Origin of the sequence: Mesorhizobium sp. M4B.F.Ca.ET.058.02.1.1 (genome assembly GCF_003952505.1) — a bacterium.
Taxonomy (GTDB): Bacteria; Pseudomonadota; Alphaproteobacteria; order Rhizobiales; family Rhizobiaceae; genus Mesorhizobium.
Map to the genome: position 1 here is coordinate 6,410,392 of NZ_CP034450.1, position 14,034 is coordinate 6,424,425.

Here is a 14,034-nt window from a genome sequence, read left to right on the forward strand (position 1 = left end):
AAAGAAACATGCGCATGCCCAGACTGACCGCTTTTTTGACGGCCACGGCCGTCTTCGCTTCAGCATTCACGCTTGCCGCCAATGCCGGTGAAGTGCATGTGCTCAACTGGAAGGGTTACGGCGCCGACGAGCCATGGGCGATCGCCGCCTTCGAGAAGGCGACCGGCAACAAGGTGGTCAACGACTTCTTCAACTCCGAACAGGAGATGCTGACCAAGCTCAGGACCAATCCCGGCCTTTACGACGTCGTCATGATCAATGCCGCCTTCAACGATCAGGCGATGGCCGGCAAGCTGATCCAGCCGATCGACGTCTCGAAGCTTGCCAACTACGCCGACATCAGCAAGGACAAGGCCGGCTCGCCGATGCTCAACCATGACGGCAAGGTCTATGGCGTGCCGTGGGTCTGGGGGCTGACCGCCTTAGCGATCAACGAGAAGTCGTTCCCCAAGCCGCCGACGAGCATCGCCGAAATGTGGGATCCGGCGCATAAGGGCCGCGTCATCATCCGTGATGACGCCGTCGAGGCGGTGCAGTTCGGCGCCATCGCCAGTGGCCAGAACATCAACGACATCAAGGACATGGAAGCGGTCAAGGCGAAGCTCACCTCGCTGATGCCGCAGATCAAGACGTTCTGGAGCTCGGAGAACGACTGGAACCAGATGGTCGCCTCCAACCAGATCGACATCGGCACCTACTGGAGCGGCTCGGCCGATCGCGCCAAGACGCATTTCAAGCTGCCGGTCTCGCTGGTTATCCCGCAGGAAGGCGCCGTCGCCTGGCTCGATGCCTTCTCGATCCCGGCAGGCTCCAAGAATGTCGAGGGCGCCGAAGCCTTCATCAACTACATGATCGACCCGAAATTCTACGTCGAATGGGTCACCAAGGTCGGCGCGCCGGTATCGGCCAACACCAAAGCGGTCGAGGCGCTGCCCGAGGATGCCTTCAACCGCAAGGTCATGGGCGATCCGGACGTCGCCAAGCGCATCCAGTTCCAGGCGCCGGTCACCGACGAGCAGCGCGAGAAGTACCTGGCGCTCTGGCAGGAGCTGAAGGTCAACGTGAAGTAGTCGGCGTCTTTCGCGGAGGAGAGGCATCCATGGCTGACCAGCATGCGATCGGTTCGCGGCGCGGACTGAGGCCGGCCCTGCCGCTTCTCCTGCCGGCCTATCTGTGGCTGACGGTGGCGATCTTCCTGCCGCTGTCGGCCATGGTCTTCTTCTCCTTCATGACCGACCTGCCGCTGGCCGGGAAGGAATGGGCGTTCACGCTCGACAACTACGCGGCCTTCTTCTCGCAGAGCCTTTATCTGACGCTTCTGCTTGCCTCGCTGCGGCTCGGCCTCGAGGTCACCCTTTGGTGCGTGGTGATCGGCTATCCGGCGGCCTATGTGCTGGCCAAGGTGCTGAAGGGACGCAGCCGGGAGGCGATCTTCCTGCTCGTCATCCTGCCGTTCTGGTCGAACGGGCTGGTGCGCATCTTCTCCTGGGCGATGGTGCTGCGCGAGGGCGGCATCCTCGACACGGCACTCAACGCCGTGCTGCCGTTCAAGATCAACATCGATCTCATGTATTCCTACCCGGCCGTGATCATCGGCCTGGTGCACTCCTACGTGCCCTACATGGTGCTGACCTGCTACCTGACGCTGCAGGCGATCGACGATTCGCTGATCGAGGCCGGCCGCTCGCTCGGCGCCTCGCGGCGGCAGGTTCTTTGGCGCGTCATCATACCGCTGTCGATGCCGGGCCTGATCGCGGGGGCGGCGCTGATTTTCGTGCCGGTCGTCGGCTCCTTCATGGAGCCGCGTATTCTCGGCGGCCGCACCGGCACTTTCTACGGCACCGTCATCGAGGACCAGTTCGTCGCCGTCTTCAACTGGCCGCTGGGCGCCGCTCTCTCGTTCATCCTGCTTGCCGTCGTGCTGGTGATCCTGGCGGTGGCCTCGCCAGTGTTGCGGAGGGCCGCCTGATGGCGACGACGCGCATCCTCGAATGGCTAGGGCGGTTCTACATCGTCCTGCTGCTCGCCTTCCTCTATTTGCCGATCATCATCATGGCGCTGATGTCGTTCAACGCCTCGCCCTTCTACCAATTGCCACTCGAGTGGACGACGGACTGGTACGCCTCGCTCTGGCAGAACGACCAGCTGATCGCGGCGACCTGGAACAGCATCGAGATCGCGGTCATCACCACCATCATCTCGACCGTGCTCGGCTCGGCCGCCTCGCTGGCGCTCTACCGCTACGAATTCCCGGGTAAGAAGGCCCTGCAGGCGCTGCTCTTCCCGCCGATCGCCATTCCGTGGCTGATCACAGGCACGGCGATGCTGATCTTCTTCTTCGGCATCGGCATCGGCCGCGGGCTGGTAGCCATCCTGCTCGGCCATGTCGCGCTGGCGCTGCCTTATGTGATCGTCGTTGTCTCGGCCCGGTTGCAGACCTTCGCGCCGGAGCTGGAGGAGGCGGCGCGCTCGCTCGGCGCCAACCAGTGGCAGGTGACGAACCGCGTCACGTTGCCCTGGATCATGCCCGGCGTCATCGCCGGCGGTCTGTTCGCTTTCGCCGTTTCGTTTGACCAGTTCGTGGTCTCGTACTTCCTGTCGACCCCAGGCCAGACGACGCTGCCGGTCGAGATCTATGCGGCGATCCGCAAAGGCTTCACGCCCGAGATCAACGCGGTGTCGACGATCATCATCGTGGTGTCGATGGCGCTGATGCTGCTCACGGCGCGCTTCTTCAAATTCGGCGGAGAGAAATAATGGCAGGCGTCCAGGTAGCGAACGTCTCGCGCAGTTTCGGCGCGCACAAGGCGCTGGATGACGTCTCGATCGATTTCGCCGACGGCGGCTTCTACGCACTGCTCGGGCCGTCCGGCAGCGGCAAGACCACCCTATTGCGCCAGATCGCCGGCTTCGATTTTCCGGACAGCGGCCGCATCGCCATCGGCGGCGAGAGCGTCGGGCGCGTGCCGGTCGAGAAGCGTCGCATCGGCATGGTGTTCCAGAACTATGCGCTGTTTCCCAATATGAGCGTCGCCGACAATGTCGCCTTCGGCTTGTCGGTGCGCGGCGAGGCCAAGGCGACGATCGCCGCCGAGGTGCAGCGGGCACTCGACCTCGTCCAACTTGGCAAGCTGGGTGCCCGCCGGCCGCACCAGCTTTCCGGCGGCCAGCGCCAGCGCGTGGCGTTGGCGCGCGCCATCGTCACCAAGCCGCGCGTGCTGTTGCTCGACGAGCCGCTCGGCGCGCTCGACAAGGCGCTGCGCGTCGACATGCAGATCGAGTTGAAGCGCATCCAGCGCGAGATCGGCATCACCACCATCTTCGTCACGCACGACCAGGAAGAGGCGCTGACGATGAGCGACCGCATCGGCATCCTGCGCGACGGCAGGCTGGTGCAGGAGGGGCCGCCGGAAGAGATCTACGACCGACCGCAAAGCGAGTTCGCCGCGACCTTCCTCGGCGACGCCAACATCTTTCGCGGCGCCGCGACCGGCACCGGCATCCGGCTGCCCGACGGCACGGCGATCAATGCCTCGTCAGGGCCCTCGTTGGCAGCCGGCGCCAAGGCGAGTTGCGCGGTGCGGCCGGAGCGGATCCAGATCTCGACCGGCGCGGCGAAGCCCGATGCGGACAATGCCAATACGCTCAAGGGACAGGTGTCCAAGCGTATCTTCGCCGGCAACAACAGCACCTATTTTGTCGACCGCGACGGCCGGACGCTGAAGGTGATCGTGCAGAACACCGGCGCCGAAAGGTTGGCTGAAGGTCAGCCGGTGGTGCTCAGCTGGTCGCCGGACAGTACTGTGCTGATCGCGGCGGGCTAATCGACGCCGCCGGGCGGTCATCTGAAGCGTGTCGCGCTGGCGCCGATTCAAGAAACGCGGCCAACTCTTTGTTTTTCAGGCCCGCCACGAGCCGTCGGCGAGCGCGGCGTAGAGCACGTTGGCGTTGGCTCCGAGCGGCCTGTCCTCCTTGAGCGCCGGGACATGCGCGCGGACAGAAGCGTGGATGACGGCGGTTGCCGGCGCCAGCGTGATCCCCTCACGCAGGTCGACGGCTTGGGCCGCCGCCATCAGTTCCATGGCGATCAGGCGTCGCCACAGTACCATCATGTCGGCGCATTTCGAAACCGCCAGAAGGGTTTGCGTTGCGTGATCCTCCACGCCTTCCGAGACCGGCAGGTAATCGAGCATCACGGGGTTGGCCTTATGGCGGATCGCGGCCAGGATCGCCGTAACGGTCTTCTGCAGAGGCACGAAGCCGGCGGAGGCGCCGCCGAGCGGCGACAGGTATTTGGGCAGGCTGTTGCGGCCCGAGCCGGTGAGCTGGATGAAGCGAGCGGCGCAAGCCCCCGCGCATTGCGCGATTGCCAGGCCAAGCGTCTCGAAGGCGAGCGCGAGTGACGCGGTGTGAAAGTTGCCGGTCGACAGCACCAACGCGTCTTCGACCAGCACCAGCGGATTGTCGGCGGCGGCGTTGAGCTCGATCTCGACCGCCAGCCTGGCATGATCGATCGCCTGGATCAGCGCCCCGTGGATCGAGGGCATGCAGCGGATCGACAGCGGATCCTGCAAGCTCGTCTGCGTCGTTTCATGATCGCGCGCCAGCAGGTCGCGCAGCGTCCTTGCCGCCAGCAATTGGCAGGCCGCGGGCCGCGCGACATGCAGGCGCGGATCGAGAATGGTGCGGTTGGCCGCGAGCGCTTCCATGGTCAGCGCGCCGGCCTGCTGCTGCTGTTCCATCGCAGACAGCGCGTCGACAAGTGCCAGTGCGCCGGCGCCGGTGGAGACCGCCGAAGCATTGATCAGCGACAAGCCGTCCTTCGGCGCCAGGCTGACAGGAGGGAGGCGCGCCATCATAAGCGCCTTGGCCGAAGGCATGCGCCGGCTTTGGTAATCGGCGTCGCCTTCGCCGATCAGCGTGTGGGCGATCGCCGTCATCATCACCAGGTCGCCGGCGCCGATCGAGCCGAGCGCCGGCATCACCGGATGCACGCCCGCGTTCAGCATTTCGACCAGCGCGCTGAACACATGCGGCGACAGGCCCGAGCCGCCGGCTGAAAGCATGGCGATACGAGCAAACATCGCTGCCCGCACGAGCTGGATGGGCAACGCGTCACCCACGGCGGCGCCGCGCCCATCGAGAAGCTGGCGCTGGAAGGCGCTGGCGTCGCCCTCGACTGCGGTGCCGAGATTGGCGCCGAGCCCGGTGTTCAGGCCGTAGATCTGCTGGCCGGCGGCGGCAGCTTCATCGAGGACTTTGCGCGCCTTGGCCAGGTGTTCCATGACGGAGGGCGTGACCTCCACCTTGGCCGCATTGCGCGCGGCAGCGGCGACATCCTCGATGCTGACGCCGGCGCCGGTGAGGACGAGCGGGGTCATGCGAAACGCAGCCTCTGGCCGACGCCTTGCGTGCCGGCCTTGGCCAGCATCGCCTTGCCGAGCGCGATGTCTGAGAGCGACAGGCCGCGATGCCAGAACAGGATGGTCTCGTCGTCGCCCTGGCGGCCAGGCTTCAGGCCGGCGGCGATCTGGCCGAGTTCGGCATGCAACGTCGCCTCGCTCAGCCGCCCGGTCTCGACATGGGCGCGCAGCGAGCCGAACTTGCCGCTCTTGCACTGGCCCCAATCGTCGACGACGATCTTCCCCATGATATCGGTCAAGGACAGCTCCACCGCGCTCATCGTGCCATAGGGCACCACCAGCGCGCCCGGCTTGATCCATTCGGTCTTGAGCAGCGGCTGCGGTTCGTTGAGCCGCGAGGCCTCGACGACGATGTCGGCTCCGTCGACGCAGCTTTTCCAGTCGGCGACCGCGGTGACTTTCTTGCCGAGGTCGGCCGACAGTTTCGCCGCGAAAGCATCGCGGCTTTCCGGCCGGCGCGAATGGACGCGGATCTCGTCGAAGTCGAAAAGATGGTCGAGCAGGCGGACGTTCCAGTAGGCGGTGCCGCGCGCGCCAATATGGCCGAGCACCTTGGCTGTCTTCTTCGCCAGGTGCTTGGCGCCGATGGCGGTGACGGCGCCGGTGCGCATGTCGGTGATGACGGTGGCGTCGAGGATGGCGCGCGGCGTGCCGGTGCGTGGATCGAACAAATTGAGGATGCCGAATTCCGAAGGCAGGCCGTGCAGATAGTTGTCGACGTAGTCGCCGACGATCTTGACGCCGGCCGCGTCGAGCGGCGCCACATAGCCGCGCAAGACATTGAAATGGCCGTGGAATGACGGGTCCGGTTCAAGATGGACGCGCGGTTCGATCACCGTCTGGCCCTTGCCTTGCGCGACAAGGCCGGCCTCGACCGCACCGATGATCTCGGCATCGGTCATCGCCAGCGCTTCGATATCGAGAGCGTTGAGATAGTCGATATAGATGGGCTTCATCCCACTTCCCCTCTTAGGCCCACTTTCCCATAACAGGCGGCGAGGCACCACAAAAGTTTGTTGGATAACCACTGGACTAGGCTGGCCCAATGCTGTTCAAAGCAGGTCCGTCATGAGCAGTATCCCCGACAATCCGATGGTGTTCCAGCCGTCGACAGCCATGCCGGCGCGCCAGGCACGGCGCGTGGCGCTGATCGTCGCCGTCGCCTTCTTCATGCAGCTCTTGGATTCGACGATCATCTCGACGTCGCTGCCGCAAATGGGCCAGTCCTTCGGCGTGCCGGCGGTGGCGATGAGCATCGGCATCACCGTTTACATGCTGGCCATGGCCGTGTTCGTACCGCTGTCCGGCTGGCTTGCCGACCGTTTCGGCGCGCGCAACGTCTTCCTGGTCGCCATCGCCCTGTTCACCCTGGCCTCGATCGCCTGCGGCTTCTCACAGAACCTTTCGCAATTTGTCGCCGCCCGCGTAGTGCAGGGTCTTGGCAGCGCGCTGATGACGCCGGTTGGCCGCATCCTGGTGCTGCGCAATGCGTCGAAGTCGGAGCTGATCGCCGCCACCGCGCTGATCACCTGGCCGGCGCTGTTCGCGCCGGTGGTCGGACCGGTGCTTGGCGGCTTCATCACCACCTATCTCTCCTGGCACTGGAATTTCTTCATCAACATCCCGCTCGGCCTGGCCGGCCTGCTGCTGGTCGCCCGCTTCGTTCCGGGCGACCGCGAAGCCGAGACCAGGCCGCTCGACTGGCCGGGGTTCGTGCTCACCTCGCTCGGGCTCGCCGCGATGCTCTACGGGCTGGAGCGCATCGCGCATCCAGAGGACGGCGTCTTGCCGACCGTGGCGCTGATTGCCGCCGGCGTGCTGATCGGCTGGCTGGCGGTGCGGCACCTCGCGCGCACGCCGCATCCGCTGCTCGACCTCAAGGCGTTCAAGGTCCTGACCTTCGCCATCTCGACGCTTTCGGCCGGACCGATTTTCCGGGTGTCGATCAATGCCACCCCGTTCCTGCTGCCGCTGCTGTTCCAGGTCGGCTTCGGCTTGCGGCCGGTCGATGCCGGCTTGCTCGTCCTGGCCTATTTCCTCGGCAATCTCGGCATGAAGGCGGTGACGACGCCGACGCTGAGGCGTTTCGGCTTCCGTCGCGTGCTGGTCGTCAACGGCCTGATCGCCTCGCTCGCGGTGATGGCCTGCGCGGCGATCTCGCCTGAAACGCCGCAGGCGCTGGTGGTGGCGCTGATGCTGGTCGCCGGCCTGGCGCGTTCGATGCAGTTCACCGCGCTCAACACGCTGGCTTTCGCCGATATCTCCGCCGCGCAGCGCAGCTCGGCGGCGACCTTGTCCAGCATGCTGCAGCAGATATCGATGTTGTTCGGCGTAGCGGTCGCGGCGGCGGTCCTCAATCTGTCGCAGATCGCAAGAGGCGGGGCAGCACTCGATCTGGTCGATTTCAGGATCGCCTTCCTGGTGGTCGGCGGAATCGGTCTTGCGGCTGCCTTCCGCTTCCTGGTGCTGCCGCCGGCGGCGGGCGCCGAGGTTTCAGGCCATTCGCCGCGGAATTGACATCCGGATTTTGGGCCGATCGCCGAGATATACTCCGCCTCCGCCTTTGGTCGCGCCCTCATCCGTCTCGGGGCGCGCCCCGATCCACCGTCTCTCACAGGGTGCAGGCTCTCACGCCGGTCGATAAACCCTTTCAGCAGTGTTCCAGAAGATATCCGCTTCCGCCGCTGCGCCGTGCCTGGCCACCGCCGCGCGGTGCGCCTTGATCAACTCGGCGTGGCTGGTCCACAGCTTCTCGATCGGGAAGTTCGAGCCGAACATCAGATGGTCCGGGCCGAGGATATCGATCGCGTTGTCGACGATGTAGGCGATCAGCGCCGGATCGTTGCGGTGGACGAAGGTGCCCAGGCCGGACAGCTTGGCGTAGACGTTGGGCGCGGCGGAGAGCGTGCGCAGGCCGGTCTTCCATGCCTCGGTGGTTTCCGGTTCCATGCCGGTCAGCATGCCGGCATGGGTGAGGATGAAGTTGGTCTGAGGGTTCTCGCCGACCAGCGTCAGGCCGTCCTTCATCTGCGCCGGGAAAAGCTGGAGGTCGAAGGACAGGCCGTAGTCCTTCAGCCGCGCCACATTCTTCCGCACTGTGGGATCGATGACCTGGTCTGCCGAGGCGGCGAAGCGGAAAGCCGGCGTCTCGTGCCAGTGCAACTGCATGCGCACGCCGCGAAGCAGCTTGTATTTCATCAGCCGGTCGATCTGCGGCCGGACATCGTCGACGGTCATGTCGGCATAGCCGACGATGGCGTGCGGCCAGCCGGTTTCGTCGGCGGTCTTCTGCAGGAAGGCGACTTCCTTCTCGAAATCCTCCTTGGCCCAGTTGGTCTGGACATAGACGGTCTTTTCGACGCCAGACCCCTTCTGGTCTTCGAGGAATTCCTCGATTGGATAGTCGCGGCGGATCGGCTCGTAGGGGCCGAAGATGCGCGGCACCATCGGTCCGACCAGCCAGGGCTGGTCCTTCTGGCGCCAGATGTGGAAATGCGCGTCGATCGCCTTCTGCATCACGATACCCTTTTCCAGATGGCCTCGGCTGACGGAGCGGGCCGGGCGAGCGACAGGATGAAATCCGTGAGGCTCTTCAGCGACGAGCCGTCGACCAGATCGTCGAGCACCGGCACGATGGCGCGCAGCGCCGCCGTCGCCGGCCGGAAACGCGGGTCGCCGGCGAGCGGCGTCGCCAGCGACAATCGGAAGGCGCGGGCGCTCAGGCGGCGCATCGCGGTCTCGAGATCGGCGTGGTCGCCACGCTCCAGCGCATCCGAAAGGATGACCACCGCCGCGCCGCGGGCGAAGGCGGAAAAACGCGGCACCGAAAGGAAGGCGAGCAGCGTCGGCCCCATGCGGGTGCCGCCATCCCAGTCGTCGACCAAAACCGCCGCCCGGGCGAGCGCCTGGTCGCGGTCACGGACCCGCAGCGCCGAGGTGATGCGCGTGAGTCTCGTGCCGAAGGTGAAGACTTCGGCACGGTCGGCGCCCTGCACGGCGGCGTGCGCCAACTTCAGGTAATCGGCAGTATGGAGCTTCATCGAGCCGGAGACGTCGATGAGCAGGAGCAGCTTGCGCGGCACGGTCTGACGGCGGCGGAGCTGCGGCGAAGGAATGTCGCCGTCGGCGCTGACGATTTCGCCGAGTGAACGCCTGAGATCGAGCGTGCCGCGCGAGCGGGTGCGGATGGTGCGGAAGGAGCGGCGGGCGGGCAAAGCGGAGGCGAGCCCGCGGCGGAATGCGCCAAGACCGTCGGCAGCGCGCTGGAAATCGCGGCTGCTCAACTGCTCGCGCGCCGAGGTCAGCTCGCCGCCCTTCCCCTGGCGAGCGGCCTGGCTTTGCTCTTCGCGCGTGCCACGATCGTCCTTGATGCGGGTTTCATCCTCTTCGCCCTCGATCGACGGTTTTACGTCGCCATAGAAGTGGCTGCGTAAATGTGCGTCGAATTCGATGCGACGGTCGGGCGAAGGCGCGAGCGTCGCCAGCGCGGCCTCGCGGATGTCGTTCATCGAGCGCGGCCCAAGCAGTGTCACCGCCTGCATGAAGCTGGTGGCCTGTTCCGGCGCGACGGCGAAGGCGTGGCGGCGCAACAGGCGGGCAAAGCCAAGGAAGGGCGCGGCGGCGCGGGGCAAGCTTTCCTCGCCCCGTTCACGGGGAGAGGATGCCGGCAGGCAGGTGAGGGGCAGCGCCATCGTCTGCCCATGTTGGCGCCGCCCCTCATCCGCCCCTTCGGGGCACCTTCTCCCCGTGAACGGGGAGAAGGGATTGTTGAGGTCGCGGCTCACGCCAGTGACTCCTCGACGATCCTCCCAAGTTCCGGCGCGATCGCGGACAGATCCTCCTCGTCCTTGATCAGCACGCCGATGGCGCGGCGAAAGGCTTCCGGCCATGGGCTTCCGCCCTTTTCGAGAATGGTGGCGGCATTCGCCCATTCCACCGCCTCGGCAATGCCGGGCGGCTTGGCCAGCGGGCGGGCGCGGATCTGCTGCACGGCATTGGCCACCGCGCGCGCCGTCGCCTCGGCGACATCGCCCGCGCGCAGCATGATGATCTCGGCCTCGCGCGCGGCGTCGGGATAGCCGATCCAGTGGTAGACGCAGCGCCGGCGCAGCGCCTCGGCCAGCTCGCGGGTGCGGTTGGAGGTCAGGATGACGATCGGCTGCGTTGCGGCGCGGATCGTGCCGCGTTCCGGGATGCTGATCTGGAAATCGGAGAGGAATTCCAGGAGCAGGGCTTCGAATTCGTGGTCGGAGCGATCGATCTCGTCGACGAGCAGCACGCGCTGTTCCGGCACGCGCAGCACCTGCAGCAGCGGCCGCGCGATCAGGAAGCGGTCGTCATAGATGTCGATCTCGTGCTCGCCGGCATGGCGGATGGCGAGCAACTGGCGCTGGTAGTTCCATTCATAGAGCGCATGCGCGGCGTCGATGCCTTCATAGCATTGCAGGCGCACCAGCTCACGGCCGAGCAGTTCGGCCACTGCCTTGGCGGCTTCGGTCTTGCCGACGCCCGGCGCGCCTTCGAGCAGCAGCGGCTTGCCGAGGCGAATGGCCAGGAAGATCGCCGTCGCAAGGCTGTCGTCGGCGAGATAGCGCGAGGCGGCAAGGCGCGCCGCCACCGCTTCCGGCGAAGCCGCGATCTGTTCGGCGTCGGCGCGGGTCATTGTCCGCTCAACCCGCGGCTTGCGCCTTTAGCGCGCGCAGGATGCGCTCGGGCGTGATCGGCAAAGTGTCGATGCGAACGCCGACGGCGTCGAAAACGGCATTGGCGACGGCGGGGATCTGCGGGTTGGCGCACATCTCGCCCGGTCCCTTGGCGCCGAAGGGACCGTCCGCCGACGGCCGTTCCAGCACGATGATCTCGGTCTCGGCGAGATCGCCGGGACCGGGCATCAGATACTGGTTGAAATCGGTGCCGCCATGGTCGCGGTTCGGATAATAGGGCTCCGTCGTCTCGTAGAGGGCATGGCTGATGCCCATCCAGGAACCACCGACGAGCTGCTGCTCGACCATCTTCGGGTTCAGGGCGCGGCCGATCTCGAAGACGTTCTTGACGTTGAGCACCGTCACTTCGCCCGTCTCGTCGTCGACCTCGACCTCGGCCACCGTGCAGGCATGCGCGTAGCAGGTCGACGGCTTCATCGCGCCGGTCTCCTTCTCCGGATAGGAGCGCGGGATCAAGAACATGCCGCGCCCAGAGATCGAGCGGCCGCGCTTGAAATGCGCCGACAGCGCAACGTCGAAGATCGAAATCGATTTCTGCGGCGCGCCCTTCACCAATACGTTGCCTTGGCCGTCGGTTTCGAGGTCCGAGGCGTTGACTTCCAGCTCTTCCGCCGCCACTTCCAGCATCACCTGGCGAGCTTCCCTCGCAGCCTGGATGACGGCGTTGCCGGCGCGATGCGTGCCGCGCGAGGCGAAGGTGCCCATGCAGTGCGGCCCGGTGTCGGTATCGGCGGTGTCGACGATGACGCGGTCGGTCGGCACGCCGATGGTCTCGGCGCAGATCTGCGCCATGATCTGTTTCATGCCCTGGCCGAGATCGACGCTGGAAAGGGTGACCATAAAATTGCCGGTCGGGGTCGAATGAACCAGCGCCTGGGTCGGGTCGCCGCCGAGATTCATGCCGGTCGGATAGTTGATCGCGGCGACGCCGCGTCCGCGCCGTATCGCCATCTCAGCCTCCCTTCCTGTAGGACGACATCGCCATGTATTTCTCCGCCACCGGCCAGTTGGCGGCGCGCGAGGCTTCCTGCATGCACTCGATCAGCGCCGCGCCCTCGGTCGGCTGGCGATGCGCCTTCATGTCGCCGTCGCGGTAGGCATTGATGAAGCGGAACTCGAGCGGGTCCATGCCGATCAGCCGCGCCAGCTTGTCCATCTGCACTTCCAGCGCAAAGTCGCCGATAGTGACGCCGAAGCCGCGCATGGCGGAGGAGGGGGTGCGGTTGGTGTAGACGCAATAAGTGTCGATCCAGACATTGGGGATCGTGTAGGGCCCGGGATAGTGCGCCGCACCCTTCTGAGCGCCATAGGGCGAATGGCGGGAGTACGCGCCGGCATCGGTGTAGCCGGTGACCTTGCGGGCAACGATGCGGCCATCCTTCATGACGCCGTCCTTTATGACGACCTTCTCGGCAGCGCGGGGCGACGAGATCTGCATCTCCTCCTCGCGGCTGTAGATAAAACAGACCGGTCGTCCGGTAAACTTTGCGCCGAGGATGGCGATCGGCTCGACGATGACGTCGACCTTGCCGCCGAAGCCGCCGCCGACCGTGCCACCGACGAAATGGAGCTTGCTGCCGGGCATCTGCAGAATGATCGAGGCGTTGTCGAGGGTGAAGAACATCGCCTGCGTGTTGGTGTAGCAGGTGAAGCGGTCGTTGCCCTCGGGCGCGACCACACAGCCGGTGGTCTCGGTCGGCGCATGCTCGATCGGCGAGGACTGGTAGGTCTGCTCGAGGATGTGGTCGGCCTCGGCAAAGCCCGCCTCGACATCGCCGAAGCGCACCTTGCGGCACTCGCCGCTGTCATACAGGTAGTGGTTCTGGCCGTGGTACTCGTTGACGAGCGGCGCGCCGGGCTTCAGCGCCTCCTCCATGTCGAAGACGGCCGGCAGCACCTCGTAGTCGACCTTGACCTTGGCAGCTGCCTCCTGCGCCGCGCGCTCGGTCTCGGCCAGCACCGCCACCACCGCCTCGCCCTTCCAGCGCACCTTGCCGTCGGCGAGCACTGTTTCGTCCTCGGGGCCGATCTGGATCAGGATCAGGATGGTGTAGACATTGTGCGGCACGTCCCTGGCGGTGAGGATCTTCATCACGCCGGGATGCTTCTCCGCCTCCGAGATGTCGATCGAGCGGATGCGGGCGTGATGGTGCGGGCTGCGTACCATCTTCAGATGCAGCATGCCTGGGAAGTTGCGGTCGGCGAAATAGGCTGTCTTGCCGGTGACATGTCCGGGAGAATCGAGCCGCGGCCGTCCCTGGCCGATCTCGTGCAGGCCGTCCTTGCGCTGATCGGCGAAATAGCTCTTGCGCAGTTCCATTCTTTTGGTCCCCTCAGGCCACGTTCTGCGAATTGGCGCGCGCAGCGGTGAGCACGGCCTGGATGATCGGCTCATAGCCGGTGCAGCGGCAGATGTTGCCGGACAGCGCCTCGACCACCTCTTCGCGGCTGGGATTGGGCGTGCGGTCGAGCAACACCTTGGCGGCCATGATCATGCCCGGCGTGCAGAAGCCGCATTGGGTGGCGAAGGCATCGAGGAAGGCGCGCTGCAGCGGATGCAGCACGCCGCCCTCGGCGAGACCTGCCGTCGTCCTGATGACGGCGCCGTTGCAGGTCTCCGCCAGCGTCAGGCAGGAGAGCCTCAGCTCACCGTCGATGATGACCGAGCAGGCGCCGCAAGTGCCCTGGTGGCAGCCGCCTTTCGGCGAGGTGTCGCCGATCTTGTCCCGCAGCGCGTGCAGCAGTGTCGCGCCGCTGTCGATTAACTCGGCTTTCTCGGAACCGTTGAGCGTGAACTGGACCGGGACCTTCACCATGTCTTTCCTCCCAGCGCGCCTGCCCGGATATCCGGACAGACGCGCGCCCCCGACGTGTGAGACTTCCTGCCT

13 protein-coding genes are annotated in these 14,034 nt (G+C 65.6%); 5 read left to right on the forward strand and 8 right to left on the reverse strand.

From position 1 onward, the window contains the following. The first annotated feature begins 8 nt into the window (after positions 1-8). Genes EJ073_RS31140 through EJ073_RS31155 form a run of 4 tightly spaced genes read left to right on the forward strand, consistent with a single transcriptional unit; the run spans position 9 to position 3,824 of the window. Positions 9-1,070, forward strand: coding sequence for an ABC transporter substrate-binding protein (locus EJ073_RS31140; protein ID WP_126059001.1), 1,062 nt, complete (start codon positions 9-11; stop codon positions 1,068-1,070). 29 nt (positions 1,071-1,099) lie between these two features. Further along, on the forward strand, positions 1,100-1,969 hold the full coding sequence (locus EJ073_RS31145) for an ABC transporter permease (RefSeq protein WP_126059002.1): 870 nt from the start codon (positions 1,100-1,102) through the stop codon (positions 1,967-1,969). Beyond that, on the forward strand, positions 1,969-2,757 hold the full coding sequence (locus tag EJ073_RS31150; RefSeq protein ID WP_126059003.1) for an ABC transporter permease: 789 nt from the start codon (positions 1,969-1,971) through the stop codon (positions 2,755-2,757). The genes EJ073_RS31145 and EJ073_RS31150 overlap by 1 nt, the downstream gene beginning before the upstream one ends. Beyond that, entirely contained in the window at positions 2,757-3,824 is a 1,068-nt protein-coding gene (locus tag EJ073_RS31155; protein WP_126059004.1) for an ABC transporter ATP-binding protein, read from the forward strand. Before EJ073_RS31150 ends, EJ073_RS31155 begins: the two co-directional genes overlap by 1 nt. A gap of 75 nt (positions 3,825-3,899) precedes the next feature. Here the strand turns inward: EJ073_RS31155 and hutH are convergent, their stop codons facing one another. Both hutH and EJ073_RS31165 read right to left on the reverse strand, forming a co-directional pair. Then, the gene (gene hutH / locus EJ073_RS31160) at positions 3,900-5,381 is read right to left on the reverse strand and encodes a histidine ammonia-lyase (RefSeq protein WP_126059005.1); all 1,482 of its coding nucleotides are present in this window, start codon (positions 5,379-5,381) and stop codon (positions 3,900-3,902) included. Beyond that, entirely contained in the window at positions 5,378-6,379 is a 1,002-nt protein-coding gene (locus EJ073_RS31165; RefSeq protein ID WP_126059006.1) for an ornithine cyclodeaminase family protein, read from the reverse strand. The genes hutH and EJ073_RS31165 overlap by 4 nt, the downstream gene beginning before the upstream one ends. 112 nt (positions 6,380-6,491) lie before the next feature. On the opposite strand from EJ073_RS31165, the gene EJ073_RS31170 reads away from it, so the two are divergent. Next, on the forward strand, positions 6,492-7,940 hold the full coding sequence (locus tag EJ073_RS31170) for a DHA2 family efflux MFS transporter permease subunit (protein ID WP_126059007.1): 1,449 nt from the start codon (positions 6,492-6,494) through the stop codon (positions 7,938-7,940). A 111-nt stretch (positions 7,941-8,051) separates the two neighbouring features. Here the strand turns inward: EJ073_RS31170 and EJ073_RS31175 are convergent, their stop codons facing one another. From EJ073_RS31175 to EJ073_RS31200, 6 genes are all read right to left on the reverse strand, one after another. Beyond that, positions 8,052-8,939, reverse strand: a complete 888-nt coding sequence (locus tag EJ073_RS31175; protein WP_190233818.1) for an amidohydrolase — start codon at positions 8,937-8,939, stop codon at positions 8,052-8,054. Continuing rightward, a complete protein-coding gene (locus EJ073_RS31180) occupies positions 8,939-10,114 on the reverse strand; it encodes a VWA domain-containing protein (RefSeq protein ID WP_126059009.1) in 1,176 nt (391 codons plus the stop codon). Before EJ073_RS31180 ends, EJ073_RS31175 begins: the two co-directional genes overlap by 1 nt. An 89-nt stretch (positions 10,115-10,203) precedes the next feature. After that, entirely contained in the window at positions 10,204-11,085 is an 882-nt protein-coding gene (locus tag EJ073_RS31185; RefSeq protein ID WP_126059010.1) for a MoxR family ATPase, read from the reverse strand. A gap of 7 nt (positions 11,086-11,092) precedes the next feature. Beyond that, complete coding sequence (locus tag EJ073_RS32840) at positions 11,093-12,097, reverse strand: molybdopterin cofactor-binding domain-containing protein (RefSeq protein ID WP_126059011.1); 1,005 nt, start codon at positions 12,095-12,097, stop codon at positions 11,093-11,095. 1 nt (position 12,098) lies between these two features. Beyond that, entirely contained in the window at positions 12,099-13,466 is a 1,368-nt protein-coding gene (locus EJ073_RS32845) for a xanthine dehydrogenase family protein molybdopterin-binding subunit (RefSeq protein WP_126059012.1), read from the reverse strand. Between the two features lie 13 nt (positions 13,467-13,479). Beyond that, the gene (locus EJ073_RS31200) at positions 13,480-13,962 is read right to left on the reverse strand and encodes a (2Fe-2S)-binding protein (protein ID WP_126059013.1); all 483 of its coding nucleotides are present in this window, start codon (positions 13,960-13,962) and stop codon (positions 13,480-13,482) included. Positions 13,963-14,034: the final 72 nt, after the last annotated feature.